General features: G+C 56.9%; 17 protein-coding genes. 5 read left to right on the top strand and 12 right to left on the bottom strand.

The genetic code is table 11. The features are described from left to right. Window positions 1-132: 132 nt before the first annotated feature. The 6 genes from GHO25_RS01525 to GHO25_RS01550 form a co-directional block, all read right to left on the bottom strand. Window positions 133-1431 (bottom strand): FAD-binding oxidoreductase, encoded by a 1299-nt coding sequence (locus GHO25_RS01525; RefSeq protein ID WP_178109938.1) that lies wholly within the window; start codon window positions 1429-1431, stop codon window positions 133-135. A gap of 318 nt (window positions 1432-1749) precedes the next feature. Further along, a complete protein-coding gene (locus tag GHO25_RS01530; protein ID WP_153389679.1) occupies window positions 1750-4392 on the bottom strand; it encodes a TonB-dependent receptor in 2643 nt (880 codons plus the stop codon). 114 nt (window positions 4393-4506) lie between these two features. Then, window positions 4507-5466 (bottom strand): FecR domain-containing protein, encoded by a 960-nt coding sequence (locus tag GHO25_RS01535; RefSeq protein WP_153389680.1) that lies wholly within the window; start codon window positions 5464-5466, stop codon window positions 4507-4509. Window position 5467: 1 nt separating this feature from the next. Beyond that, window positions 5468-5977, bottom strand: a complete 510-nt coding sequence (locus GHO25_RS01540; RefSeq protein ID WP_123749284.1) for a sigma-70 family RNA polymerase sigma factor — start codon at window positions 5975-5977, stop codon at window positions 5468-5470. A 283-nt stretch (window positions 5978-6260) separates the two neighbouring features. Then, complete coding sequence (locus tag GHO25_RS01545) at window positions 6261-11627, bottom strand: dermonecrotic toxin domain-containing protein (protein WP_153389681.1); 5367 nt, start codon at window positions 11625-11627, stop codon at window positions 6261-6263. 139 nt (window positions 11628-11766) lie between these two features. Next, window positions 11767-12786: a glycoside hydrolase family 3 N-terminal domain-containing protein gene (locus GHO25_RS01550; RefSeq protein ID WP_153389682.1), complete on the bottom strand. Its 1020-nt coding sequence runs from the start codon at window positions 12784-12786 to the stop codon at window positions 11767-11769. Window positions 12787-12905: 119 nt separating this feature from the next. Here GHO25_RS01550 and GHO25_RS01555 point away from each other — a divergent pair, with 119 nt between their 5' ends. Then, a complete protein-coding gene (locus GHO25_RS01555; RefSeq protein WP_256677135.1) occupies window positions 12906-13682 on the top strand; it encodes a DeoR/GlpR family DNA-binding transcription regulator in 777 nt (258 codons plus the stop codon). A gap of 248 nt (window positions 13683-13930) precedes the next feature. Here GHO25_RS01555 and GHO25_RS01560 read toward each other — a convergent pair whose 3' ends face one another. After that, a complete protein-coding gene (locus GHO25_RS01560) occupies window positions 13931-14812 on the bottom strand; it encodes a LysR family transcriptional regulator (protein ID WP_153389683.1) in 882 nt (293 codons plus the stop codon). 121 nt (window positions 14813-14933) lie between these two features. On the opposite strand from GHO25_RS01560, the gene GHO25_RS01565 reads away from it, so the two are divergent. After that, the gene (locus GHO25_RS01565) at window positions 14934-15497 is read left to right on the top strand and encodes a serine hydrolase domain-containing protein (RefSeq protein WP_153389684.1); all 564 of its coding nucleotides are present in this window, start codon (window positions 14934-14936) and stop codon (window positions 15495-15497) included. Continuing rightward, complete coding sequence (locus GHO25_RS01570; protein WP_153389685.1) at window positions 15494-16651, top strand: MFS transporter; 1158 nt, start codon at window positions 15494-15496, stop codon at window positions 16649-16651. The genes GHO25_RS01565 and GHO25_RS01570 overlap by 4 nt, the downstream gene beginning before the upstream one ends. A 108-nt stretch (window positions 16652-16759) precedes the next feature. Here the strand turns inward: GHO25_RS01570 and GHO25_RS01575 are convergent, their stop codons facing one another. The 5 genes from GHO25_RS01575 to GHO25_RS01595 are packed head-to-tail and all read right to left on the bottom strand — an operon-like array spanning window position 16760 to window position 22810. After that, a complete protein-coding gene (locus GHO25_RS01575; protein WP_153389686.1) occupies window positions 16760-17530 on the bottom strand; it encodes an ABC transporter ATP-binding protein in 771 nt (256 codons plus the stop codon). Beyond that, entirely contained in the window at window positions 17527-18588 is a 1062-nt protein-coding gene (locus GHO25_RS01580; protein WP_153389687.1) for an iron ABC transporter permease, read from the bottom strand. Before GHO25_RS01580 ends, GHO25_RS01575 begins: the two co-directional genes overlap by 4 nt. Then, window positions 18585-19679, bottom strand: coding sequence for an ABC transporter substrate-binding protein (locus tag GHO25_RS01585; RefSeq protein WP_153389750.1), 1095 nt, complete (start codon window positions 19677-19679; stop codon window positions 18585-18587). The genes GHO25_RS01580 and GHO25_RS01585 overlap by 4 nt, the downstream gene beginning before the upstream one ends. 47 nt (window positions 19680-19726) lie before the next feature. After that, entirely contained in the window at window positions 19727-20407 is a 681-nt protein-coding gene (locus tag GHO25_RS01590) for a Fe2+-dependent dioxygenase (RefSeq protein ID WP_153389688.1), read from the bottom strand. Between the two features lie 24 nt (window positions 20408-20431). Continuing rightward, window positions 20432-22810: a TonB-dependent siderophore receptor gene (locus GHO25_RS01595; RefSeq protein ID WP_153389689.1), complete on the bottom strand. Its 2379-nt coding sequence runs from the start codon at window positions 22808-22810 to the stop codon at window positions 20432-20434. A gap of 189 nt (window positions 22811-22999) precedes the next feature. Between GHO25_RS01595 and GHO25_RS01600 the strand changes: the two genes are divergently transcribed. Continuing rightward, a complete protein-coding gene (locus GHO25_RS01600; RefSeq protein ID WP_048371947.1) occupies window positions 23000-23710 on the top strand; it encodes a response regulator in 711 nt (236 codons plus the stop codon). Continuing rightward, a complete protein-coding gene (locus GHO25_RS01605) occupies window positions 23707-25095 on the top strand; it encodes an ATP-binding protein (protein ID WP_153389690.1) in 1389 nt (462 codons plus the stop codon). The genes GHO25_RS01600 and GHO25_RS01605 overlap by 4 nt, the downstream gene beginning before the upstream one ends. Window positions 25096-25127: the final 32 nt, after the last annotated feature.

A 25127-nucleotide genomic window follows, 5' to 3' on the forward strand; every position in this document is an offset into this window, starting at 1 on the left:
ACTCCTGAGTTTGTTGTAATTAGACAGTTGAATAAAACGCCGGCCGTGTTGGCCCGAATCACTCTTTTTATAATGAGCGCAGGCAATGTCACACCTGCACGGGTTGCTTCTTTTTCGCTGGAACCGTGGTCGTTATGAAGCGTCTTTGAATCGATACCAGGCATAGGCCATACGCTGGCCCATGCGCAAAAACGGTTGGAACGGGAAGCGCTTGGGGCATTGATGAAGAAAGTCCACCTCGGTGGGATGCGGATCGCCGGTGACCATCTGTGCAAGACGCTTGCCCACCTGCAGTGAAAATGAAACACCGCTGCCGGCATAGCCGCCGCCGGCGAACACGTTGTCCAGCTCTGGCACTTGGCAAACAAATGGCAGCGAGCTTTCACTGACGGCGACCCAGCCGCCCCAGTTGTAATCGACCTGGATACCTTCGAGCATCGGGAACTTGCGTGACAAAGCGTCCTGCAGGTTTTGCCGGTGCTTCGGGCTTTCGGCTTCGCGCCCGGTAATGGCGCTGCGGCCGCCAAACAAAATGCGGTCGTCAGGCAAACGCCGATAGTAAGACAGCAGATGGCGGGTATCGAACATGCACTCGCTGCCGGGCAGCGTCTGGCGCTTTTCTTCAGCGCTGAGGGGGCGCGTCACGATAATTTGCGAGTGAACCGGTAACACACGCCCCGCGGTTGCACGATTAAGCGCCGTGGAGGTGTAGCCATTGGTGGCGACCACCACCTTGCGCGCCGTCACCACGCCGCCCGGCGTCACCAGCCGGTGACTGCCATTGGCGCTGGTCCAGTCGACCACCGGCGAACCCACGTGCACGGTGGCCCCCGCCTCACGGGCCAGGCGATGAACGCCCCAGGCCAGTTTCAACGGGTGCATTGAAAAACCGTCGGGCATGTACAGCGCGCCAAATGACTCAGCACCGCGATGCACCACTTGCACCTGGTCGGCGCTGACCAGTTGCGCGCCATAACCCAGTACATCGTGATACAGCCCCACTTCGCGCTTGAGCGATTCAACATGCTTGGCGTTGCTGGCGACCTTGTACACGCCGTCCGGCTGCGCGTCGCAATCAATCTGGCCTTCACGGATCAGCCCACGCACGGTGTTCAGCCCGGCAGTCATCTCGGCGAAATACTGTTTCGCGGTGTGCTCGCCGTAGCGACTGATCAACTGCGCCAGCGGCACTCGCCCGCCGGAGATACGGGCAAAGCTGCCATTACGCCCACTGCACCCCCAGGCCACCTGATTGGCTTCCAGGACCACGGCGCGAATGCCGTGCTCGCGGGCCAGGTGCAACGCACAACTCAGGCCTGTGTAACCGGCGCCAATAATCGCAACGTCGACCTCAATGTCTCCCTTGAGCGGGCCGTCATCTGGCGGCGCTGTACCTGCCGTATCCACCCAGTAAGAAGACGAATGTGGCACTCCGACACCTGGGTGAGCATTGACCAGTGGATCGTACAATTTAATCTCCGTATCGCTGTGCGATATCTATAAATCATTTAATTGCAATGCTCGATCAAATAAATACACCTGTCAATTGCATTCATTGATTTTAAAAGCAGTAAATAATCGTGAAGACAGCGAAAAGGAGCGCTGAAAAGCGCTATCTATTTGAAATATATGTTTATTTTTGAATGTACAGACGCATAACCCCGCCGATGAGCGGGACGTTACACAGAGGGAGGAAGGACGGGGAAAACCGAAGGTTGAAGTGGTGGCGGGTTGCCCCGCCACCGCGTATCAGAACTCGTAGCTCAAGCGGGTGTAGTAAAACGTCCCTTCGGGTGCCGCCGGTGACAGGTAGCTGTACTTCTGGCTTGGGGTTTGACGCAGGTGGCTGTCAAAGTCATCCGGTTTGCTGTTGAACAGGTTGTTGGCGCCCACCGACACGCGCAGTTGCTTGGTGAAGGCGTAGTTGACGTCCAGGTCTGTGGTCCATTGAGCGCCGAAGGTTTGATCGTATTGCGAGTCGCTGGCCTGTGCGGCGAACTTGCGGTATTCGCCATAACGGGTTTCGTTCAAGGCCACGGTCCATGGGCCGTAGCGGTGAATCGCACCCAACACGAACTTGTCTTTAGGGTAGCCATACTCCAGGTAACCACGGCTTTCACGGGTCACGGTTTCAAAACCGTTGGCGTTCTCGTGGACCTTCTCAATGGTGGTTTTAGCACGGGTGTAACCCGCGCTCAGTGCCAGCGAACCGTACTGTTGCAGGTCAAAGTTGTACTTGCCGACGATGTCGACGCCGCGGGTACGGGTGTCGACCGCGTTGGTCATAAACTGCGCCCAGGTGTACTGGCCGTAGCCTGCCTCTGTGAGAATGCGCTCGGCGTCAGGCCCGGAAATACCGCCGCTGAACAGCAGCCGATCACGGATGGAGATCTGGTACGCATCGATGGTCACAGAGGCTTGGTCAACAGGACGCAGCACCAGACCCAGCGAGTAGTTGGTCGACTTCTCAGGCTTGAGTTGTTCAGCGCCCAAGGCGCGGGCCGCCGGGTTGTCGGACGGCAAAATGCGTGTCAGTACCGGGTTGCCATTGGCATCGACGTTGGTGGTGGTGGTCCAGGAGGTGCCGATCTGGCCCAGGGTTGGCGCGCGATAAGCGTTGTTGACGGTGGCACGTAACCCGACCTTGGGCGTGAAGTCATACCGCGCCGACAGTTTGCCCGTGGTGGCCGAACCGAAGTCCGAATAATGCTCGGTCCGCGCCGCCAGGCCCAGTTGCAGCTTCTCTGTTAACTGGTTTTCCAGACCGAAATACACCCCGGCAACATCCCGCGAGTAGGTTCCGGCATCGTCCGGGGTCAAACCTGAGGCCTGTACGCCCCCCACTTGCACACCGTCGATTCCGCCAAACGAATAGGAGTCGGAATCACCCGACTCCAGGCGATAACGCTCGTTGCGGTAGGCGATCCCGGCCGAGATGTTCAGCGGGTTGGTCAGCCAGTTCACGGGCAAGTCTTTGACGTAGTCCAGACCCACGTTGGTTTGTTCGTTGATCAGCGTCGCAATCTGGAATTTGGTCGGGCTGGCGATGCCAAAACTGGGGTTGAGGGTGTTGTAGGCCAGTTCGTCATGTTCGTCGCGGCCATAAGTAGCGCTCAGGTCGAAGCGGCCCAGGGTGTCGTCTTCATACCGGGTGCCGACCGTCAGTGCGCCATCTTCATAGCGGTAGCGGTATTTCGGGATAGTCCCGTTGGGGTAGATCTCGGTGACGTTGTTCGGGTTGTTGGCCAGCAGCTTTGGCGTGTTGTTGACCGATTTGTCCTGACCGAACGTGGCGAAGCTGTAGAGGCGCCATTGATCGTTTAGGCCGATTTCGGCATTCGCCGCCAGGTTGTATTTGTCACGCCCTGCACCACCCCAGCGCGGGTCTTGCACTTGGCCATCAGCGAAATACTTGTCGCCGATATCGTCCGGTTTGTTGTTCAGCGCGTTAAAGCTGACGGTTAGAAAGCCGTCCCCAGGGAGTCCCAGGCCGTACCAGCCATCAGCAGTTTTGCTGAAGCCGTCACCCTGAGAAAATTTGCCCAATTGCGTGTTGATTTGCCCGCCGCTGTCGCGCTCTTTGAGCACGATGTTAATCACCCCGGCAATCGCATCCGAACCGTATTGTGCAGAAGCGCCGTCACGCAGCACTTCGACGTGGTCGATGGCGCTGATCGGGATCATGTCCAGGTCGACTGACTGCGCACCAATAAATGGCACACCGCCCGACAAGTTCACCACTGCCGAAGCATGCCGACGCTTGCCGTTGATCAACACCAGTGTTTCGTCCGGGGACAGGCCGCGCAAAGAAGCGCCTTTAGGGTCTTGGCCACGGGTTGCGCTCTGGTTTTGCGGAAAGTTGAACGAGGGCAGCAACTGAAACAGCGCCTGGTTGAGGGTCACGGCGCCGGTCTGCACCAGCTCTTTGCTGTTGATCACATCCACGGGGGCGCTGCTGCTCAACGCCGTGGCGTTGGCGCGCCGGGTGCCTATGGCGACCACCCGGTCCAGGGCTGTGGTGGGCGCAGCGTCCTGGGCTTGGGTCCCGGCCTTGTTAGCGCTGGCCGCGCCCTCTTTGATGATAAACGCCCCGTCCGGGCTGACTTGCAGCTGCAAACCGGTGCCGCGCAGGGCCTCGCCAACGGCCTGCTCCGCCGACAACGAGCCATTGATCGCCGCCGATGAATAACGGCTCAGTTGCGGGGTAAACGAAATGACTTGTCCGCTCTGACGGCTGATGTTCAGCAGTACTTCATCCAGCGGGCCGGAGGCAATGTGGTAGACCTGGCGGGCTTCTTCGGCCGCATAGGCGCAGGTCAGGAACAGGCTCGCCAGAGGCCCTATGGCAAAAGCCCGTAGCTGGCGATGTGAAAAGGTGTTGGACGCGCTCAAGGTGACTCTCCCTAAATCTCTGAACAACGCTGCTCCCCGCAGCGCTTACGGGAGAGGTGTGGTTTGGCGCCGAGAAAACTTGCAGATCGTTTGGTTATGTCCTTAGAACTGCGCTTAAGCGGAGGTGACGGTGACCCAATAATCACTGCGACGCAGCACCTGGATCGGCAAGGTTCGCGCCAATGTGTCGAGCACCTGTTCGGTTTTATCCAGCCGAAACATGCCGCTGACGCGCAACTCGGCAACCGCAGGGTCGATACGCAGCACACCGCCGCGATAAGGCCGCAAGGCCTCGATAATCTGCGCCAGCGGTACATCCCGCACTTCGAGCAAACCATCGACCCACGCGGCGGCACCTAGGCTCATCACGCGTACATGGCTAAACCCGTAGCGGTCATAAGAGACTTCATGCCCGCTTTGCAGTTGCAGGGTTTCCAGCCCCTGGCGAGCGATCTGCAGCGCGCCTTTGAGCGCCACCACCAGCCCCTGCCCTTCGCGTTCACGTACGGTCAGATCACTGCCCAACACGTGGACCAACGCCTGCGGCGTCACCAGTTGAAAAGGCGTGGCCGGATTGACGGCGACCTTGACCCGCAGTTCCCCGTCGAGCAATCGGACGATCCGGTGCGGGCCGCTGAAATCCAGATCAACCGCGCTTTTGGCGTTCAAAAACAGTTCGCTGCCATCGGGCAAGCTCACCGTACGCCGTTCAGCGGTTCCGGTTGAAACGTCTGCGGTCAACTCACCCAGCGCGGTGCGCTGGCTGACCAACAGGCTGGCACCCAACGCCACACCGGTACAGGCCAGCGCGCCTTGTAATAGTTTGCGGCGGCTGGTGCCAGGGGTAGTCAGGGCCTGTTGCAGCACCTTGCCGCTGACCCCTTGGGCAATCGGTACCTTAAAAACCCCCAGACGGGTTTCCAGTTGCGCACAGAGTTGTTCATGCCGCGGGTCTTGCGCGCGCCACTGCCGGTAAGCCTGCCAATCAGCCTCGCTGGCATGGCCTGAACGCAGCAATACAATCCAGCGAGTCGCGTTGTCGATCACGTCGTCGTGTTGGTTTTCGATGTTCATGTCATTCCAGGCAAGCCCGCAGGCAGCGATTGACTGCCTTGGTCATGTAGTCACTGACCGAGCGTTGGGAAATGCCCAATTCAGCGGCAATTTCAGGGTAAGTCAGGCCATTGACCTGAGACAGCAAAAAGGTGGCCTTGACCTTGGCCGGCAAGCCATCGAGCAACTGGTCAATGCATTGCAGCGCCTCAATCATCTGCGCCAGGTCTTCGGGCGAAGGCGCTTCGTACACGTCATCCAGTTGCAAGGCATCGAGATAAGCCCGCTCCAGATCGCGACGGCGCCACAGCTGGTACATCAAACGCTGGGCAATGGTGGTCAGCAGCGCCCGTGGTTGGCGAATGGGTACTACGCCGGGCGAAGTCAGCAACTGCACAAACGTATCGGCGGCAATGTCTTCAGCGTGGGCGCTGGAATCGAGATGGCGGCGCAAGCGTGTGCACAGCCATTGGTAATGGCTGCGGAATAATCCGCCCACGTATTCACTGTGAGAAGTGTCGGCGCCGGACATGGAGACTCCAATCAGGGTGAGATGCGCTGTGTGTCCGGTGTACCGGCGGGGAAATGCTATCAAAAGGCGTTATTCGCTAATAATACTTAAAATGTATTTTTATATAACTTTTTGTATTGATCAGCGGCATCTCTGCCACTACCACGGGCAGGGTAAATGCCTGCCCGCAATACAAGCAAAACTCTGCTCTATGGGTATGTGACGCGAGGGGGTCTTTTCTTGCAGTTTTTTTTAAAAAAAAACGGGGGCAGGAACTCTGCCCCCCATGCCACTTGCATTGCAATCAAGGCGTCGGAGCCTGCACCGGTAAATAGGTATCTAATTTTCCGCCCAAACGGCTGATGATGAGCGTTATTGAGTCGGCATTGGAAAGGATAACGCTGGCTCGTTTTACCGGGTCGGCCAAGAACACATCACGTGCATCGTCCAACCGCGTGGTGCCCGTAACGAACAGAATACGCTCTACTGCGCTTGCTTCGAGCGGGGGCTCAGAGCCGTCCCGGGAGAACAATTTGTCGCGTGGTGTGGTCAGGGAAAGGGTATTGCGCTGAAGATCACTTATTCTTTGTTTGGAAACAGCACCAAAGGCGGGGTTGTTTTTCAAGAGCTCAACAAACGGATAGGCCACGTTCATGTATTGAATATCTTCCGTGAAGAACTTTTGATGAGACAACTCATGGATCAATGTGACTGCCCGGTAGTGATTGTTAAAGTCAAAGGGTGGCAAGGTGGCTTCCAGCCATTCATGATCACTCGCGTTCAAGTTGTCAAACGGGGTATTGAAGAAAAAATCTGTCAGGTACACGTATTTATGTGTGTCATTCGGGTCAATAAACGCGACAACGCCATCGTCCGGCCTTTTAGCCTTGACCTGCAGGAAACGCTCGGAATTGACAGGGTTCATGGAAGGCTTGCTCATGCGGGTATAGATCAAGTCGATAGCCAGATCCACGGTAAGAATCTGACGCTCTGTCAACGTCGGCATATTCAAGTAATCAGCCAACCACAAACGATACTGAAGCGCTTGCGGATCCAGTGCTTTCATCGCAGTAAGTGTTTGCTTTGCTCCGCTCAGGTACTCCATGGCCAATTGATGAGCCATTTGAATCATCAAGGCTTTGTCAGGTGATAACCGTCGGATGCTCTTGATACCTCGGGCCTGAATCGTGTAATCGTGAACATCACGACCACTCGAATGCCTGGAATAAGCAGGACCACCGCCCAATAAACGTTCCCGGGGATCCAGTTCCCATTTTTGCCACGCATTCAACTTGACCGCAGGGCCTTCACGGTTTTCACCTGAATATATTCTCCAGCGATTTTCAGACTCAGTGACACGAAATACCTTGCCGGCCAACACGATGTAATACAGGCCTCTTGGCTTGCTGTGATACAGATGAGTTGAAACCTCATGCTCCATGGCATCCAGTGAAACAGTGTTCTCACTGTAGGCGTCCAATGCCGCTAACTGTTTTGCATTAAACATGTTTTTTTGGATGACGATGTCATCGACCTTCGGGCTTGGCTCGGGTAGCGGCAGGGTTAGCGGCGAGTCAATGTCAACCTGTTCGAGAACAGGTGACTCAGGCAAGGGCAACAAGCGATTGTCTGGCTGTCTTTTCGGGCCAGGAATCAACAACATAAATGCCGTCACAAACGTCTCGATCGCCTCGCCCCACTGGTGTTTGCTCACGGCCCTCCCCCCGGCCTTTAACAGGCCAAGTGTTTGTGCCACAAAGAAGGGAATATTCAACACAGCCGGTAAAAAAGGTGCGACAAGCCCCATTGCTGAATCAATGCCTAAAGACATTAAGCCCTTGAACGTTTTCCAGTCAGCCTCCTCTGTGGAGAGCGCTTGCTGTTCTGCCAAATCGATCAACAGGTCGTAATTATCGTCGTACAGTTGCAACAGCAGATTGTTCTGAATGGGTGTGTTTGAAATACTCGCTGGAGCGGGTGTACTGGACACATCAAACGAAAAGAAATCCAGGCCAATGTAAATAATGTGCGGTTCATTGAAGCCACCGTTGTCATATTTTTTCCGGTTCTGCGGGTCCAGTCGTTTCAGAACACGTTGCTGCAAAGTTTCGCGCGAGCGCAGGTCAATCAGAAAACTGGCTTCGTTCGTATATTCCTTGAACGTAAAGTCTTGTGCATACAAGGTCCACAAAATAAATGGGCCATCACTTGATGAGACGGGGGCAATTAAATACATACCCTTGACAAGATCAGGTTCTGAATCGGGTGAGGCGAGCAATTTCAACTGCCGTATGCTGATGAGGGTCCCGTTGAGAGGTTCGCGGGCAACAGCATCTGGCATATCAAGAACATGCTTTATAAAGTTATACGCTTTGTCACTTAACGTATGCTCCAGCTTTGCCCTGAACGCTGCTTCCAGAGCGTGAGGAGGCAGCTGTTTGTAAAATAGTGCGCAGCGCCCAACACGCTCCCGGCCGGAATTGTGAAGTTTTTGTTTCAGCAATGTTCTGTATTTGCCACCAATGTTCAACTTGCGCACAAGCGACTTTACATAGTGTTCATCAATGCCACTCGGGAGGGGTGTCGTACCGGTTGAGCTTGCTTTCAGGTGGCCCTTCAATTGACTGAAACCGGTCAGGGCAAATGCTGTCAATGTTTGCGTCTCATGAGAAACCGCAGAGCCCATGGCCGCTATTTCCGCTGACCAACCAGGGCTGATGACTTGTGTCAGAGTAATAGTGATTTCATCTGGCGTCAGTGAGAGATCTGGAAAATCGAGAGCCAGTTGAACCTTGAGAGCCTCCAGGGCGTAGGCATTGATCTCGGGTATATCGTACAGATAATCATGATTGTCTCTGACCACATCACGGTAACGTTCAAGTAAACGTATATATTCAATTTGCTCGTCAACCGTGGCCATACCTAATGTTATTGGTAATGCCTTTTTAAATAGTGTGGTATCAACTTGCTGGATAATTGTCGACACATCCAAACTCTCGCGGAATCGCTCCACGTAGCTTTGAATGGTATTTTCAAGGCCCTCACTGGACAATCTTGCTGTGACACCCTCCATAAGAGCCACACCGACCTCTCTGATTTGCTGATCAATAAAGCTGCGTGACAAGGTATCCATATAGTCATCTTCAATCAGGAAAAAACTGAACAAGGCGCCCTGCTCACCTGACAGCTCTGACAGATGACCGAACACGCTTCCCAGCGCGTTTTTCTCGATGTTATTCAATAGGGTCATGCAATCTGTTTTATCAAACAGGCGCGTATTTAATGCCGACTGACAGGCGTCAAGTGTATCGAACACTTCAAACTTATGACCTGGCGACCAAAAAATAACATGCCCTGCACATTCGGATTCCAGGCCTCCGCGCTCAGTAATGAGAAAACAGTTTTCCACATTAACATTAATGCCAGCCGACGCTGAGTACAGCACCACACTGTAGACATCCGGAACAAAGTAAAAGAAGGTAGTTCGCTCAGCGCGTTTTCGTTGCGTCTGAACACCCGCAATGTAACTGGCTTCGCGCACGCCTAACGAGTCGTTATAACTGAAAAAGTAATAGCCGCCTGCCCATATCAACGTGGATTTGAAAATAGCTAATCGATCTGCCTTCGTAAAAATATCGACCTCAGGCGATCGACTATAGAAAAACGAGTTCAGATAGAGATCCAGTTTTTGGCTGAAATCGCGGGTAATTTCCGCCATCAGTTGGTGGAGGGCTGCACACTCTGCCGCATCCAGAGAGATGGTTTTTCCATCGACCTGGCCGACACGCTCAAAGGTGACCCGTGTTTTATCATCGGGCAATGATGTATGACCGGTCAGGTTTTCCAAAAAAACGGCAATCATGGGGCGAGAGGTGAGCGGCGTCCGATTGAGGCCTTGTGAACCGCTAAATACAATCACCCTCAAGGCTTCAGCATCTACCAGCCCCGCTCGGCCCATAAGCGCCCAATCCTCCTGCATGAGTTCCTTGACGCATGTCCGAATTGTTGGAAAACCTTTAAGGAAAAAGCCTATATCATCACGTAACGATTCAAGACGCGCCCTGACTAAGGACAATGGCACTTTTAATTGTTCAATGGCTTCTGTCGGGGTTTCAAATGCAGTTTCACCGATGGAAAAACGTGAGCTCCAGCGATTATTAATAGCCCCCTCCAGCAGTTCAGGATTTATCAGCAGACGAATATCCGACGCTTGGTCCAGCACAGAGTGTGTAAAGCTGGCGTAATCTTGGGACGTGTAAGAACTTATCTGAGTGGCGGTATTTTTCAGAAAGGAAGTAAGCCCGTTAATGTCATCACTCATTCGTGTGCGTACACTGCTTGCCAAGACCGCAAACAAGTCAATGGCCCGTAAACCAAACTCAATATTCAGTTGCAGGCCTTTTGCCAATCGGGCACGGTCCTTGAAACTTATATAGCGGGTTAACGAGGCCTCAGACAAAGGCAGTTCTTTCAAGGACGTGTCATATCGCAAGGCTTTAAAACGAGGCAGGTTCTCACGTGTGAAATCGAACCAGTCTCTGTAGAACTTCAGGCCTTGATCCCCCATCACCAGTAAGCTGCGCTCGTGACTGTCGATGAAAAAGCAATACCAACCCGCCAAAGGGATTGGATCACCCTTTACGCCCGCCAAGTGCAGAGTCGCCGAGTTCACGCTGGATGACTCTATGCCCATCGCGCATTCATACACCGCGTTGAAGTCGTTTTCGGTCATTGAACCGACATGCCGGGCTTGCATCAGCGCATCCATAAAGCGATCTCGCAGGGCATGTTTGGTGCACTCATGCAAACTCAGCTCAGGATAGATGGGAGAATCCCAGTACTGGGTAATCGATGCTTCAAGTTGTCTGTCCAGATTGTTAGAAACCTGTCCAATAGAACGTAGAAACTCAAGCTCCAGTACTTCACGACTTTTCCCCTTTATGCCCCTGCTATTGGCAGAACGAGAAAACTCATAATCATGTAGACCGGAGAAACTGCCCTTCAAAAAAAATTCAAAAACTAGGTCTGCTACAGGGTTGTGCACCCGGCTCTGGGTTTCTGCGGCATTGGGTTCCAGGGCCCCATTGGCCTGAGCATTAAGTTTTTCAATTACCACTGTTCGAGCAGAAGGCACACCCGACAATAGACCCAAGACATTTTGCAGGTCGATTGTTCGCTCAGACTCAAATAAAGAACTGGTGGTCCCGAATACAGAGCCCGATATCGGTTGTTTTACAACATTAAAATCACCTGCTTTCAATAAATGCGGACGTGCATCCATTGGAAGAAAATGCATGACTTGAGCTTTACTGTTGCTCAGGTGTTGACGATAGGTCTCAGTCAGAGACTGCCAACTGGAAAAGGTTTCCAGCCCGTTGACCAACGAGAACAACACGTAGGTATCCGTGTCTTTAAGCCCTTTGGACAGTGTGAAGGCCCCTCTGAAATACCCTTTGCGAGTGTTGGATGCGCCACGATAAAAAAGAACTTCGCACACATGCATCGGATCAGGCTGACCGGTGCGGCTATCTTCAGTTTGAAGCAGCACTTTATTTAACCAACTGCGTTGATCCGGGCTTAAGGTTCCGGCTAAAAACTGCTCATTCACTTGGGCCAGAAAACGCTCTTTGATCGCATTTTCCGAATAGTAATAGTTTGACGCATCGGTCATAGGTCCGTCCTTGTCAGGAGGGCCTGCCCTGCTGAATAGCAAGGCACAAGCCCCTATGAGTGGGGACAGTACGCGGAACATGGGGGCGACAATGACTACATATTGCTATACCTGCCAGTCGGAGAAAGTGCTGAGGTAATCAGTTAGTGACTGCCTGCGCTAAAGCCATCTGATGCACTTTGAAAGAGGCCGCCAGCAACACCTGACGCTCCAGCGTTCCTTCATCCACTGCGCTCACAATCGCCTCGGCAATGGCATCGAGCCCTGACTCGCTGGACACCAACAACAAATGCGCACCCGCCGCCAGCGAAGCCACGGCCGTATCGGTCAAGGTATTACCCCGCAGGATGGACACTGCGTCCAGGTCATCTGAAATGATCAGCCCGCCGAACCCCAGCGTGTCACGCAGCAAGGCAATGACCTTGGCCGATGTCGAGGCCGACTGATCCGGGTCAATGGCCGGGAACACCGCAGGGCCTGGCATCACCGCTTGCACACCGGCTCCAATCACTTGTCGGAACACCTGGAGGTTGTCGTCAAGCAACTCCAGCGGGCCGTGCACGGCAGCCAAGGCAATGGCCGGGTCATGCTCAGTGGCGTAGAGACCCGGAAAATGTTTAGCCGTGGCAATGACCCCGGCACGCTGAACCCCACGGATAAAGGCACAGGAAATTCGACTGACCTGCACCGGGTCATCACCCAAATGCCGGTTAAGCAACCAGGGATTGATGCCAGTCACCACATCGACAATCGGCGCGAGGAACATATTGACGCCTAACCGGCGTGCCACAGTGGCCATTTCATAGCAGCGCTGTTCAATAACCTCTGCACTCAGGTCTTTGAGTTGCGCCCTTGAAGGAATAGCCGGAACCAATTGGTGCAGGCGCTCGATGCCACCGAGTTCTTGATCCACCGCGATCAATACCGGCCCACCGGCCAATGCCGCGACGTGTTGAGTGAGGCTGGCCAATTTGGTTTGCGTCTCGGCGTCGCGACGGGCCTGGGTCATGGCCCTGCCGATGTACTCATCCCGTGTTTCGCCCAACAACACCGAGACGCCACCACGGCTTAAATGGCGACGGACAGGCTCATCCAGATTCAAATCGCCGATGGCGGGCAACAATACCGAATACGCAGCCCGCAGCAGTTCACCTGACATTACGACTCCTTAACCGCTGTTTGACGCGTGACGAGCCGCCACGCATGATATCGATCACCTTCGAGCACAAAACCAATTATCAATGCTCGTTTATGCTCAATTTAAACAGGATTCAAGGGATGTCAATGCTCACTCATGAGAGTTTCCCCGGAGAGCGGCAAACCCTGATCGCCCAACGGCTGGCGACTCACGGCCGGGTGGTGGCTGGGGAGCTGGCTCAGGAGTTTAACGTTTCCGAGCACTCAATCCGTCGAGATCTCGCGGCGCTGGCGCAAGCAGGGCTGTGTAAACGGGTGTACGGAGGGGCCATTTCATTGGCGCCTGAGCGACCTGTGAAGGACAGGCAAACGCAACACATCGAGCGCAAAAGCTCGCTGGGCCAGGCGGCAGCGACGCTGATCAAAGCGGGCCAGCACGTGTTTATCGATGGCGGCACCACCAACGCCTGCATAACGAGCGCAATCGATCACAATATTGCAGTTTGCGTCACCACCAATTCGCCCGCCATTGCCCTGCAACTGGACATGCTGCCGTTGGCCGAGGTGATCTTGCTGGGCGGGCGCCTGGACAAAACCTCAGGCAACATCCATGGCCTGAGCGCGATTCAACAATTGGCCCATTTCAATTTTGATCTGTGCTTTTTAGGCGCCTGCGCCATTGATGCCAGCAAGGGCGTGACGGCGTTCAACATGGACGAAGCAGAGTTCAAGCGTGCTGTCGTGTCGCGAAGCGGGCAAATTGTGGTGGCCGTGACCAATGAAAAACTGTCCAGCATTGCCCACTACCACGTGGCCGCCTGCGAAGAGTTGAGTGTGCTGGTGGTGGAACATGACGCCCCGGCAGAACGGCTGGAGCCTATTCAGGCCAAGGTCTCGACAGTTGTGGTCGCGAGCTGAGATCCAGAGATCGCGCGGAGCTGCCCCGTCTTCAACGCCGCGCTGTCGCGCAGCAAACAGGCCACTGTAGTCGCTGACGAGGTACGAAGGCTGCGATCGGCCAGCGTGGTTTAACGGGGCCTCTTAGATCAAGATCACAAGTCAGATCAAGATCAAAAGATCGCGAGACAAGCTCGCTCCTATAGGGCCTTTAGAATCAATAACTTATTCTGTTTTTTGATAAGAGGGGCCGCAGCCTGCGACCTTTATCAATCTATCCGCGCACAGAGAAAATCCACCAGCGCCCGCACCTTGGGCGACGGGTGTTTGCTCGCGGGCCAGAGCACATAAAACACCCCGCGGTGCTCCACATAATTTTCCAGAATCAGTTGCAGGCGGCCATCGGCCAAGGGCTCGCGGATGGCGAATTCCGGCAGATAAGTAACGCCCAATCCTTGCAGCGCAAAACACACGCGGGTTTCGACGTTGTTGCAGATCATCGAGGTGGGCAGTTGCAATTCGGGCTCGCCAGGGGCTTGGCGCAACGCCCATGTTTCGAGCTTGCCGCTATTGGGCCAGCGATAGTGCATGCAGGTGTGCTGCAACAGATCAGCCGGGACCTGTGGCGTACCCCGCAGTGCCAAATAATCGGGCGACGCCACCACCTGCATAGCAAACGAGCCCAGGCGACGGGCCGACAATCTTGAATCGACGGGATTGCCAATGCGCACCACGGCATCAAAACCTTCTTCGATCACGTCAACCCTGCGGTCAGTAAAATCCAGGTCCAGCTCAATCTCGGGGTAGGCGCGCATAAATTCGCCGAGCACCGGCAACACCAGCGAGCTGACCATCGGCAGGCTCACCCGCAGGCGCCCGCGCGGTGCAGCAGAAGCTTGCGACAGTTCCTGCTGGGCGGCTTCGATCTCAGCGAGGATGCGTCGGCTGCGCTCCAGAAACAACGCACCTTCCGCGGTCAACGTCACGCTGCGGGTGCTGCGATGAAAAAGCCGCACACCGAGCTTTTCTTCGAGCCGCGCCACGCTTTTACCGACTGCCGAGGCTGACACCCCCAACAGTCGCCCCGCCGCCACGAAGCTGCGGGTTTCAGCGACCTGAACAAAGACCACGAAGCCATTCAGGCTGTCCATTGCATCCCTCGTCGTTTGATTGCGGACACTAAAGTCCGCACATCAAGGAACTGTATCCAGCTTTTTCTTTAATCTCGACCTTTCTATTGTCAGGCCACGACTTATTAGCCCAGGAGTGACCATGACCGCTTTCACCTATCCCCTGCCCCAAGGCGTTACTTCGGCGCAGCAATCTGAACGTATCCAGGCCGTTGTCCAGGAGGCGCTGGATGACCAACGGCTGTATGCCCGGGCGGGCGTCTCCTACGGCATGGGCGCTTCGAGCATCAGCCTGGAAGAAAACTTGCGCCGCATTGCCAGCGTGCCATTGCTGTTTGAGCCAGGTACTCAATGGCGCTATTCGCTGCCCACCGATGTCCTCGGTGCCTTGGTTGCGCGCATTCAAGGGGTGCCGCTGGACGACGCTATCAAGCAATTGGTGACAGGGCCATTGGCCATGCTCGAAACCGGTTTTACCGCACATGCCCCACAGCGAGTAGCCGCCGCCTACGTCAATGGCCAACCACCGCATCGACTTGGCGAGGGTGAATGTGTGCCAGTGGTTGAAGGGACCGCAGGCATTGATTACAGCCCTGAGCTCATCTTCGATGCGGGCGCTTTCCCTTCAGCAGGCGCTGGCATGTCCGGGCGCTTCGTCAGCGATCTGCGCGATGCGGTCTACGGTGGTCTGGCGGTGCGTCCATGAGCCGCAGCGCAAGCCAGGCTGATACTGAGCGCCTGCCATTGGCCCCGCTGCTGGCACTGGCCATGACCGCTTTTATCATCATCCTCACCGAAGCCTTGCCCGCCGGGCTGCTACCACAAATGGCCGAAGGCCTGGCTGTTTCCGAGGCGTGGGTGGGCCAGACCGTGACGATCTACGCCATCGGCTCGCTGTTGGCAGCCATTCCGTTGACTGCCGCCACGCAGGGCATGCGCCGGCGCCCATTGCTGTTGATCGCGATTGCCGGTTTTGTGGTGGCTAACACCGTGACGACGCTGTCTACCAGTTATGCGCTGACAATGCTGGCGCGCTTTCTTGCAGGCATGTCGGCGGGGTTATTGTGGGCATTGCTGGCGGGTTATGCCGCACGCATGGTGCCGCCCCATCAACAAGGTCGGGCGATTGCAGTAGCAATGGTCGGCACCCCGCTGGCCCTGTCGCTGGGTGTTCCGGCGGGCACGTTCCTGGGGGCGTTGGTGGGTTGGCGTATCTGCTTCGCGATCATGAGCGGGCTGGCCGTACTGCTGATGTTCTGGGTGCGCTTACAAGTGCCGGATTTTGCCGGGCATACATCAGAAAAGCGTCTGCCGTTGCGTCAGGTATTCCAGTTACCCGGCGTACGCTCGGTGCTGTTGGTGGTGCTGGCTTTTGTCCTGGCGCACAACATTCTCTATACCTACATCGCGCCGTACTTGGGCGCGGCAGGCATGGCCGGGCGTACGGGCTTGGTGCTGTTGGTGTTTGGCTTGACGTCCCTGCTGGGCATTTGGCTTATCGGTGTCTTGATCGATCGTCATCTGCGCATGCTGACACTCACCAGCGTTGCCGTTTTTGCCCTTGCCGCCCTGGCATTGGGCCTTGCAGGCAAGGTGCCGGGCATTGTTTACCTGGCGGTGGGCGCTTGGGGTTTGGCCTTCGGTGGCGCCGCCACCCTGTTTCAAACCGCCATGGCCAAGGCGGCTGCCCCCGCGACAGACGTCGCCCAATCAATGCTGGTAACCGCCTGGAATACCGCCATTGCAGGCGGCGGGATTCTCGGCGGCGTATTGCTGGAGCAACTGGGTGTCAGCGCCTTCGCCCCGGTGGTGCTGGTGCTATTGGTGGCGAGCTTTTGGGTGGTGTTGAAGAGCAGATAACTACCCTGAAAACTGTAGGAGCGAGCTTGTCTCGCGATCTTTTAAAAGATCAAAAGATCGCGAGGCAAGCTCGCTCCTACAGGGCCTTTACAATCAATAAGTTACTTATTAGACAGGGCAATCCACCAATACTTGCAGGGTCTGTTGCGAGCAGCGCTCGACCCGTGCCTTGACGCCGTATACATCGGCAAACAATTGCGGGGTCAGTACATCCTCTGCGGCGCCAAAGCCCATGATTCGCCCGTCACGCAACACCGCAATGGTGTCGGCATAACGCGCCGCAAGGCTGATGTCGTGCATCACGATCACCGCGATCAATTGATGCTGGCGAACCATGTCGCGCACGCATTCCATCACCCGCAGTTGGTAGCTCAGGTCTAGCGCGCTGGTGGGCTCATCCAGCAGCATGACGCTCGGACGACGCGCAATCAGTTGCCCCAGGCTGACCAGTTGCCGCTGCCCGCCCGAGAGCGCATTGAGCATGCGATCCGCCAGGTGTTCAATGCCAATGCGCTGCAAGGCGGCATAGGCCTGTTCCAGGTAATCACCGCCGCTGCCACCGACACGCAAGGCCGCCATGACGCTTTCGATCACACTGAGCCCCAGCCCCGGCGGCAGGTGTTGCGGCATGTAAGTGATGAGTCGCGCTCGCTCCGACACCGACATCGTCGTCAGTTGCCGGTCTTGCAAGCTGACCGTGCCCTGCAAGCGTTCAAGCCCCGCCAGGCCGCGTAGCAACGTGGATTTGCCGGCACCATTGGGCCCGATCAACGCGGTGAGAGTGCCGGGTTGCAGCTCAGGCAATGACGCATCTGCAATCACCACGCGACGGCCATAAGTCACCTGAGCATGGCTGATCACTAAGCCTTGAGCACTCATAGCTGCCGACCCCGCTTGAACACCAGCGCCACAAAAATCGGCACGCCCACCAAAGCGGTGACAATGCCGACCGGCACGATCACCCCCGGCATGATGATTTTGCTGACCACCGAGGACAGTGACAGCAAGAGTGCCCCCACCAGCGCGCTGGCCGGGAATAGAAAGCGCTGGTCTTCACCAATCAAAATGCGCGCAATGTGCGGGCCTACCAGGCCGATAAAGCCAATGGTCCCAACAAAGGCCACCGCCGTCGCCGACAGCAAGCTGATGCGCAGCAGCGAGAAAAACCGCAGCCGACGCACGTCAACGCCAAAGCTTTGCGCGCGGTCTTCGCCCATGCGCAACAAGGTCATGCGCGAAGACGCGTGCAGCGAAAACGGCAAGATCAGCGCCAGCACCACAGCGAGAATGCTCAGTTTGTCCCAATTGGCCCGCGCGACGCTGCCCAGGCTCCAGAACACCAATTGTTGCAGCACATCTTCAGTGGCCAGCAACTGCAACAGCGCCACCAGCGCGTTACAGCTGAACACCAGGGCAATGCCGAACAGCACCAGGGTTTCGACCCCTGCCCCCCTTAATCGCGACATGCCATGCAGCAAAAACATCGAGCCACAGGCAAACACGAATGCGGACAACGCGACGATAGAATCGCGGCTCAATAAAGCGCTGCTGACCGGAAATACAATGATCAGCGAGGCGCCCAACGCCGCCGCCGACGACACCCCGAGGGTAAAGGGGCTGGCCAGCGGGTTATTGAGGATGGCCTGCATTTCTGCACCGGCCAGTGACAGAGCTGCGCCCACCAGCACCGCCATCAGCGCGTAAGGCAAGCGCACATTCCAGATGATCACCCGGTCGGTCACAGCCAGGTTTTGCGGGTGCAACAGGCCGTCGACCAAAGCCCCAAGGGTCATCCCCGAGGAGCCGGTCGACAAATCGAGCAACACCGCCGCGACCAAAGCAATGCCGATGCCCACTAACAAGCCAACCCGTCGCGCCAACAGACGCCGGTAGCCGTGGCTGGCAGCGGCCACGGCGGGGTTCAGGTGCGCGGTCATTTCTGTTCACTGATCCAGTATTGGCCTGCCAGTGGCATGCCGAGGAACTGCTGGTTGATTTGCTCCAGCGTGTGCTGCGGGTCAAGGGAGGCGAATTTCTCGGGGTGAATCCACTTGGCCATGGCCTCGATCGCCAGGATGTTGTACGGCGAGTTGTAGAAGTCATGCCACAAGCCATGCACATTGCCTTCGCGTATCGCTCGCAGTTGGGCAAACTCAGGGCGGCTCAACACCTGCTTGAGCGACGCCTGGGCCGTGGCCTGGTCAATGCCTGCGCCCATCATCACGCCCGGTTTTTGATTGCCGGTAAGGATGTAAATGTCCGGATCAGCCTTGAGCGCATATTCAACACTGATATCGCCCAATGCACCGGGCACGACGCCAGCGGCAATATTGCGTCCGCCCACCAGCTTGATCAGTTCGCCCATGCCGCCTTTGCCCGTGGTATGCCCCGGGTTGGCCCAGACCCCGGCCAGCAGTTCAAGAAACACGCTTGGGCGTTTGCTGTCGTCAATAACACCCAAAGTTTCGGTAATGTGGTCAATGTGCTGCTGGTAGAAATCCAGGAAAGCTTGAGCTTGCGCTTCACGCCCCAATGCCTTGCCCAATGCGGTCATGCTGTCATGGGTGCCCTGTACCGGGTTGACCCGAAAATCCACAAACAGCACCGGGATGCCTGCTTTTTCGAGGATATCGGCCACCGGGCTGTGCTCGGTCGGGCCATGCCCGGAGATGCTGAACACCGCCAGGTCCGGCTTTAGCGAGAGGATTTCCTCGGCGCTGACGCTCTGTTCCGAAGCCTGGCCAATCAGCGGAATGTCTTTGACCTCGGGAAACTTCGCCACGTAAGCGGCGTAGGTATTAGGGTCAAGTTTGCGCAGGTCGTTCTGCCAGCCCACGACGCGCTTAAAAGGCTGATCGCGGTCAAGAATGGCCAGCGTCGAAATCAATCGACCCTCGCCCAGCACCACCCGCTGCACATGCTCAGGCACGTCAACCACCCGACCCAACACGTCGGTGACGTCTTTGGCCCAGGCCGACGACACCATGCCGAACCCGCCAACAACTAACACCACCAGCAATGACCACATGCGTGAAAACGATTTGGACACGATTAATCTCCCACTAAATGAAGGGCTCACACGTCGCTCCAGCGACGCAAGAGGTTGTGGTACACGCCGCTGAGTTGCAGCAACGACTCGTCGTCGGCCTGTTGTGCGTTCAGGCGCTGAATGGCCACATCCATGTCGAGCAACAGGCTGCGCTGGCTGTCTTCGCGGACCAGGCTTTCGATCCAGAAAAATGCCGCCACCCGCTCGCCACGAGTGACGGGATTAACCTTGTGCACGCTGGTGCCGGGGTACAGCACCAGATGCCCGGCCGGTAACTTGACGCTGCGCTCGCCAAAGGTGTCGCGGATCACCAGTTCGCCGCCGTCGTAGGTCTGCGGGTCGGTCAAAAACAAGGTGGCGGACAGGTCGGTGCGCACCCGTTCGCGCACACCTTTGATGCCGCGAATGGCGTTGTCGATATGAAAGCCGAACGCCTCGCCACCGCTGTAACGATTGAACAAGGGCGGATAAATCCGCTTGGGCAGCGCCGCCGACATAAACAACGCGTTCTCGGACAACCGCGTGAGGATGCGCTGGCCAAACAACACACCCAACGCAGATTCCTCGTTCAATTGGCGGTTGAACTTGTCACGGGCCGAGCGCTGCCCGGCCGTGACTTTGCCATCCACCCACGGTTCAGCCAGCAGCCGCGTGCGCATCTCGTCCACTTCGTCGGCGGTGAAGACGTCGGCAATCTCGATCAGCATGCGCGGCTCCCGCGCCCGGCAGGCTTAAAAGTCATAGTCGATGCTGGCGGTCAGCGTGCGCCCGGCGCCCGGTACGCCATACAGCTGGAAACCATCCAGGGAGGCGCCGATACGGCTGAAATAAAAGGTGTTGAACAGGTTGTCGACGTTGAGGTTGACCGTGGTCTGGCGGTTGACCTTGTACTGCGCCGCTACGTAGTGCACCCAGTAGCCCGGCGCCTTTTCTTTGTCGCGGGTATAGATCGGCAGCACCCCGGACGGGCCGTCAGCGTTGCTGCTGTTATTGTTCAGCCCGCCCACGTATTTGTTGTCGGTGTAACGGCGACGCCCGACATAGTTGGCACCGTAGCTGAAGCTCAGATCATCGGTGAAGGCATAGGTGGTCCAGAGATTGGCGGTCAGGTCGGGAACGTTCTTGGCCTCTTCACCTTTGTTGACGCCCTTGGTCTGATCGCTTTTAAGCGCCGAGAAACCGCTGTAAGCCGTCCAGCGCTCGGTAATGTTGCCTTGCAGGCCCAACTCGACGCCGTCGACCCGTTTGGCCGGCAGTGCGCGCACCGGCGAAGCATCGCCTTCGGTGTATTCCCAGGAGTTTTCCAGCTCGGTACGGAAAATCGCCGCCGTCACGCTGATGCCTTTATCCAGCAAGTCCCACTTGGTGCCGAGTTCATAGGTTTTCGATTGGGCGGGCTTGTAGCTGCTGGTGCTCGCCGCGCCATAGATCTGGTTGTTGGTCGAGGCCCCCACCGCCGAAGGCTGCGCCGATTGGCTGTATGACGCGTAAATAGTGCCGTTTGGCCGGGGTTTGAACACCACACCGGCACGGCCGCTCCAGGCGCCCGAGGTGTCTTTGATATTCGCCTGGCCGCTCTGGGTGGTTTCAGCGGTCCAGTGGTCGTAGCGCAGTGAGCCCATCACTTGCCACCACTGATTGAGGGTCAGGGTGTCGGCCGCGTACAACCCGGCGTTGTCGATACTGGAGCGCGGTTCGTTAAAGCCTTTAGTGGTGTAGACCGTATCAAAGCTGTGTTGCGGGTCGCCCATGTCGAACGTCATGTTCGCCGCCGGGACCTTGGCGTTGCGGTGCAGGCCGCCGTAGGTTTCGTGGTACAGATCAAGCCCGGTCACGGCCTTGTGGCTGATGAAGCCGGTGTCGAAGGCAAAGCTGAGGTCGGTCTGGTTGTCGAGGATGGTGTAGCGCTTGGACAGGCCGAAATCGCTGCCGCGCAACACGCCGTTGGCGGTGCTGCCGTTGTTGGTGTAATCGGTGTACACCTTGACCCCGTTGACCGTCGACACAGGGCCCACGCCGACATAACCCAGGGTGGCGCAACGGGTGCCGGTGCAGGTCTTGGAGCCATCCGGGTTGGCAGAAAAAAACCGTGCCGGGGACAAGACCGCAAAGTTGTCAGTCTGCTGCCAGCGCACCTGGTTGGTCAGCAAGGCACCGTTGTCAAAGTCATGTTCCAGCTTCCCGGTCAGCGAGGTGGTCTCGGTCTGTTGGGTGTACAGACTGGAGTCGCCGTACCAATTGTTGCGTTTGACACCGGGCATGCGTTTGCCATCAGTGCCGCGCAAAATCGGCAAGCCGCCGTCAGGGGTGTTGTCGTCCTTTTGATAGAAGAAATCGAGGTAAGCACGGGTCGGTGTCGACAAGCCCAAGGCCAGCGAGGTGGCGATGCCCCAACGGTCGTAATCGACGTCATCACGGTCGGCCACCTGGCTTTCATGCTTCATCAGGTTGATGCGCACGGCGCTGGTGTCGGTCAGTTCCTGGTTGATGTCGGCGGTCACCCGACGGTAACCGTCGGTGCCGACACCGGCAGAGATGCGGTTGGCATCGCCCAAATGAGCTTCCTTGCTCACCAGGTTGACGCTGCCGCCCACCGCCGAAATGCCCGACTCAATCGCGCCGGTGCCTTTAAAGACTTCAGCCTGTTGCAGGTTAAAGGTGTCATTGCGACTCGACATGCCCGCATCGCGCACGCCATCGACTGTCAGGCTTTGCTCGGACGAAAACCCGCGTATAGAAAACAGGTCGCCCCAGCCCAGGTTGCCCTCCCCTGACATAAAGGTGATGCCCGGTACGTTGCGCAGAATGTCTTGCAGGCTCTGCGCGTTTTGTTCCTTGAGCACTTGCTGGGGCACGATGGTGATACTTTGCGGGGCGTCCAGCAGCGGCGTCATGACTTTGCGCGAGGACACTTCGTCCACCTTGAACGGTGAATCGTAGCTACCCTGAACACTCAAGGCAGGCAAGGTCAGGGCGGCGTCAGCTTGCTCGGCAGCACGGGTTGGCACGCTGAAGACTCCGAGCGCCATCACTCCGATAAAGGGCGCCAGCGTGCCGTTCAAGGCATAAGGGGTATTGCGAACAACAGCCGCATCGGGTGACGATGGCATCGGACCTTCCTTAATTACAATGACTCGCATTTAGATTCGCCATTCTAAAGAGGGTCATTGCCGGTAATTGTCCGACTTTGTATTGGCGGCGCATGAAAATCGCCGCCACAACATTTCATTACATTTCGCTGGCCTCGCCAACGCAAAATCCGCTATTGCACACCTTTCCCAAGGCCCAGACGAGTTCCCATGTCCAAGCTAGATCACGTATTAATCGTCGATGACGACCCCGAAATCCGCCAACTGTTGGCCGAATACCTGCGCGATGCCGGCTATCAGACGTCAACGGCTTGTGACGGCAAGGAGATGCATCGCCGTCTGGAGATGAACGTCATTGACCTGATTGTGCTCGACCTGATGCTGCCCGGCGAAGACGGCCTCAGCCTGTGCCGCACGTTACGGGTGACCTCCAACATCCCGGTGATCATGCTCACCGCACGCGGCAGCCTGATCGACCGCATTGTGGGGCTGGAAATTGGCGCGGATGATTACCTGCCCAAGCCGTTCGATCCGCGCGAATTGCTGGTGCGGATCAAGGTGGTCTTGCGCCGGGCGCAGAGCTTTCCGGAGCGGGCACGGGTCGACGAAGCGCCGTATGTGAACTTCGACGGCTGGCGCCTCGACACCCGCGCGCGTCAGGTGCTGTCCCCCGAAGGACTGGTGATCAGCCTCGGCAATTCCGACTACCGCGTGCTGCGCTTATTGTTGCAGCACCCTAACCGCCCGCTGAGCCGGGATTTTTTGCTCAATCATGTGTTCGAGAAAGACAGCACGCCCTTCGACCGCTCGATTGATGTGTGCGTTAGCCGCCTGCGCCAGCAACTGACACCCGAGCTGATCAAAACCGTGCGCAACGAAGGCTACATGCTGACCTCGAGCAAGGTGACCTACGAATCATGAAGCTGATACCGCGCACGCTTTATGGGCGACTGGTGATCATTCTGGTGGCCGGTATGCTCGGCGCCCAGGTGGCCACCAGCAGCATCTGGTATGACGTGCGTCACAGCCAGGTGCTGGAGATCCCGACCCGGCTGATTGCCAGCCGCCTGGCCGATATCGTGCGGGTGTCAGCGTCCAGCCCCGAGAACACCGCCCTGTTGCTGAGTACCTTGAATACACCGGATTTTCAGTTGACCGAGCGCGATGCTCCTCTCCCCGCCAGCTCGCGGCTGTCGACTCAAGATCAAGCAACTGAAGACCTGCTGAAAAATCTGATCAATGAAAAAACCGGCACCGGCACACCGCTGCGCTTACTCAACTTGACCCTGATCGATCAACAGGGCCAAAAAGCCGGGATCAACAGCTTGTTCGGCTCCAGCCCGGTCGCGGGCCAATACGCCCTTGAGTTGCAACTGCCCGACGGGCGCTGGCTGCAGGTGCAGGCCAAAGAAGACCAAGGCTGGACTAGCCTGTCCCCTGCCGATGTGATGCTCGACTACTTTTGGCGTATCTACCTGGTGCGCATCATCGTGCTGGTGATCATCGCCCTGTTTGCCGTGCGCCTGGCCATTCGGCCTTTAAACCAACTGGCTCAGGCCGCCCAGGCGCTGGGCAACGATATCCGCCGCAAGCCACTGGAAGTCGAAGGGCCGGTGGAAGTCCGCCGCGCCGCCGAGGCTTTCAATCTTATGCAACAGCGTCTGCTGCACAGCCTGGCCGAACGCACACGTTTTTTGGCGGCGGTGTCCCATGACCTGCGTTCACCAATCACCCGCCTGCGCCTGCGCACCGAAATGCTTGATGACGAGCAACAAAAGCAGCGTTTTCGCAAAGACCTGACCGACATGGAGGGGTTGGTGTCGACCACGCTGGAGTTTGTCAGCAGTGGTGAAATCAACGAAGCCCGGCAGAACATCGACATCAACGCCTTGTTGCAGAGCTTGCAGGCTGACCTGCAAGACATTGGCGAGCACATCACCCTGACAGGCCGCGCCAAACACCCGGTGTCGGGTTATGCCCGCAGCCTCAAGCGGTGTGTGCAAAACCTGCTGGAAAATGCCGTGCGCTACGCCCGTGACGTGCAGGTGATCGTCGATGAGCAACCTGAGCAATTAGTCATTACCGTGCGCGACAGCGGCCCCGGCATTGCGCCTGAGCAACTGACTCAAGTGCTGGAGCCCTTTTACCGCCTCGACACCTCACGCAACAGCAGCACCGGCGGCTACGGCCTGGGTTTGAGTATTGCCCAGACCGTAGCGACTGCCCATGGCGGCACGTTGGTGCTGCGTAACCGCCCCGAAGGCGGGCTGGATGCCGTATTGACGTTAAAGATCTGTAGTCACTGACGAGCGGAGCGAGGCTGCGATCGAGGACGCAG

Source organism: Pseudomonas sp. FSL R10-1350 (assembly GCF_009600525.1).
GTDB classification, from domain to species: domain Bacteria; phylum Pseudomonadota; class Gammaproteobacteria; order Pseudomonadales; family Pseudomonadaceae; genus Aquipseudomonas; species Aquipseudomonas helleri.

What these genes read in the sequence shown, in the direction of transcription:
- GHO25_RS01535 (WP_153389680.1), bottom strand. Translation starts at nt 5,466, where the DNA reads ATGAACATCGAAAACCAACACGACGACGTGATCGACAACGCGACTCGC.
- GHO25_RS01540 (WP_123749284.1), bottom strand. Translation starts at nt 5,977, where the DNA reads ATGTCCGGCGCCGACACTTCTCACAGTGAATACGTGGGCGGATTATTC.
- GHO25_RS01545 (WP_153389681.1), bottom strand. Translation starts at nt 11,627, where the DNA reads ATGACCGATGCGTCAAACTATTACTATTCGGAAAATGCGATCAAAGAG.
- GHO25_RS01550 (WP_153389682.1), bottom strand. Translation starts at nt 12,786, where the DNA reads ATGTCAGGTGAACTGCTGCGGGCTGCGTATTCGGTATTGTTGCCCGCC.
- GHO25_RS01555 (WP_256677135.1), top strand. Translation starts at nt 12,906, where the DNA reads ATGTCAATGCTCACTCATGAGAGTTTCCCCGGAGAGCGGCAAACCCTG.
- GHO25_RS01560 (WP_153389683.1), bottom strand. Translation starts at nt 14,812, where the DNA reads ATGGACAGCCTGAATGGCTTCGTGGTCTTTGTTCAGGTCGCTGAAACC.
- GHO25_RS01565 (WP_153389684.1), top strand. Translation starts at nt 14,934, where the DNA reads ATGACCGCTTTCACCTATCCCCTGCCCCAAGGCGTTACTTCGGCGCAG.
- GHO25_RS01570 (WP_153389685.1), top strand. Translation starts at nt 15,494, where the DNA reads ATGAGCCGCAGCGCAAGCCAGGCTGATACTGAGCGCCTGCCATTGGCC.
- GHO25_RS01575 (WP_153389686.1), bottom strand. Translation starts at nt 17,530, where the DNA reads ATGAGTGCTCAAGGCTTAGTGATCAGCCATGCTCAGGTGACTTATGGC.
- GHO25_RS01580 (WP_153389687.1), bottom strand. Translation starts at nt 18,588, where the DNA reads ATGACCGCGCACCTGAACCCCGCCGTGGCCGCTGCCAGCCACGGCTAC.
- GHO25_RS01585 (WP_153389750.1), bottom strand. Translation starts at nt 19,679, where the DNA reads ATGTGGTCATTGCTGGTGGTGTTAGTTGTTGGCGGGTTCGGCATGGTG.
- GHO25_RS01590 (WP_153389688.1), bottom strand. Translation starts at nt 20,407, where the DNA reads ATGCTGATCGAGATTGCCGACGTCTTCACCGCCGACGAAGTGGACGAG.
- GHO25_RS01595 (WP_153389689.1), bottom strand. Translation starts at nt 22,810, where the DNA reads ATGCCATCGTCACCCGATGCGGCTGTTGTTCGCAATACCCCTTATGCC.
- GHO25_RS01600 (WP_048371947.1), top strand. Translation starts at nt 23,000, where the DNA reads ATGTCCAAGCTAGATCACGTATTAATCGTCGATGACGACCCCGAAATC.
- GHO25_RS01605 (WP_153389690.1), top strand. Translation starts at nt 23,707, where the DNA reads ATGAAGCTGATACCGCGCACGCTTTATGGGCGACTGGTGATCATTCTG.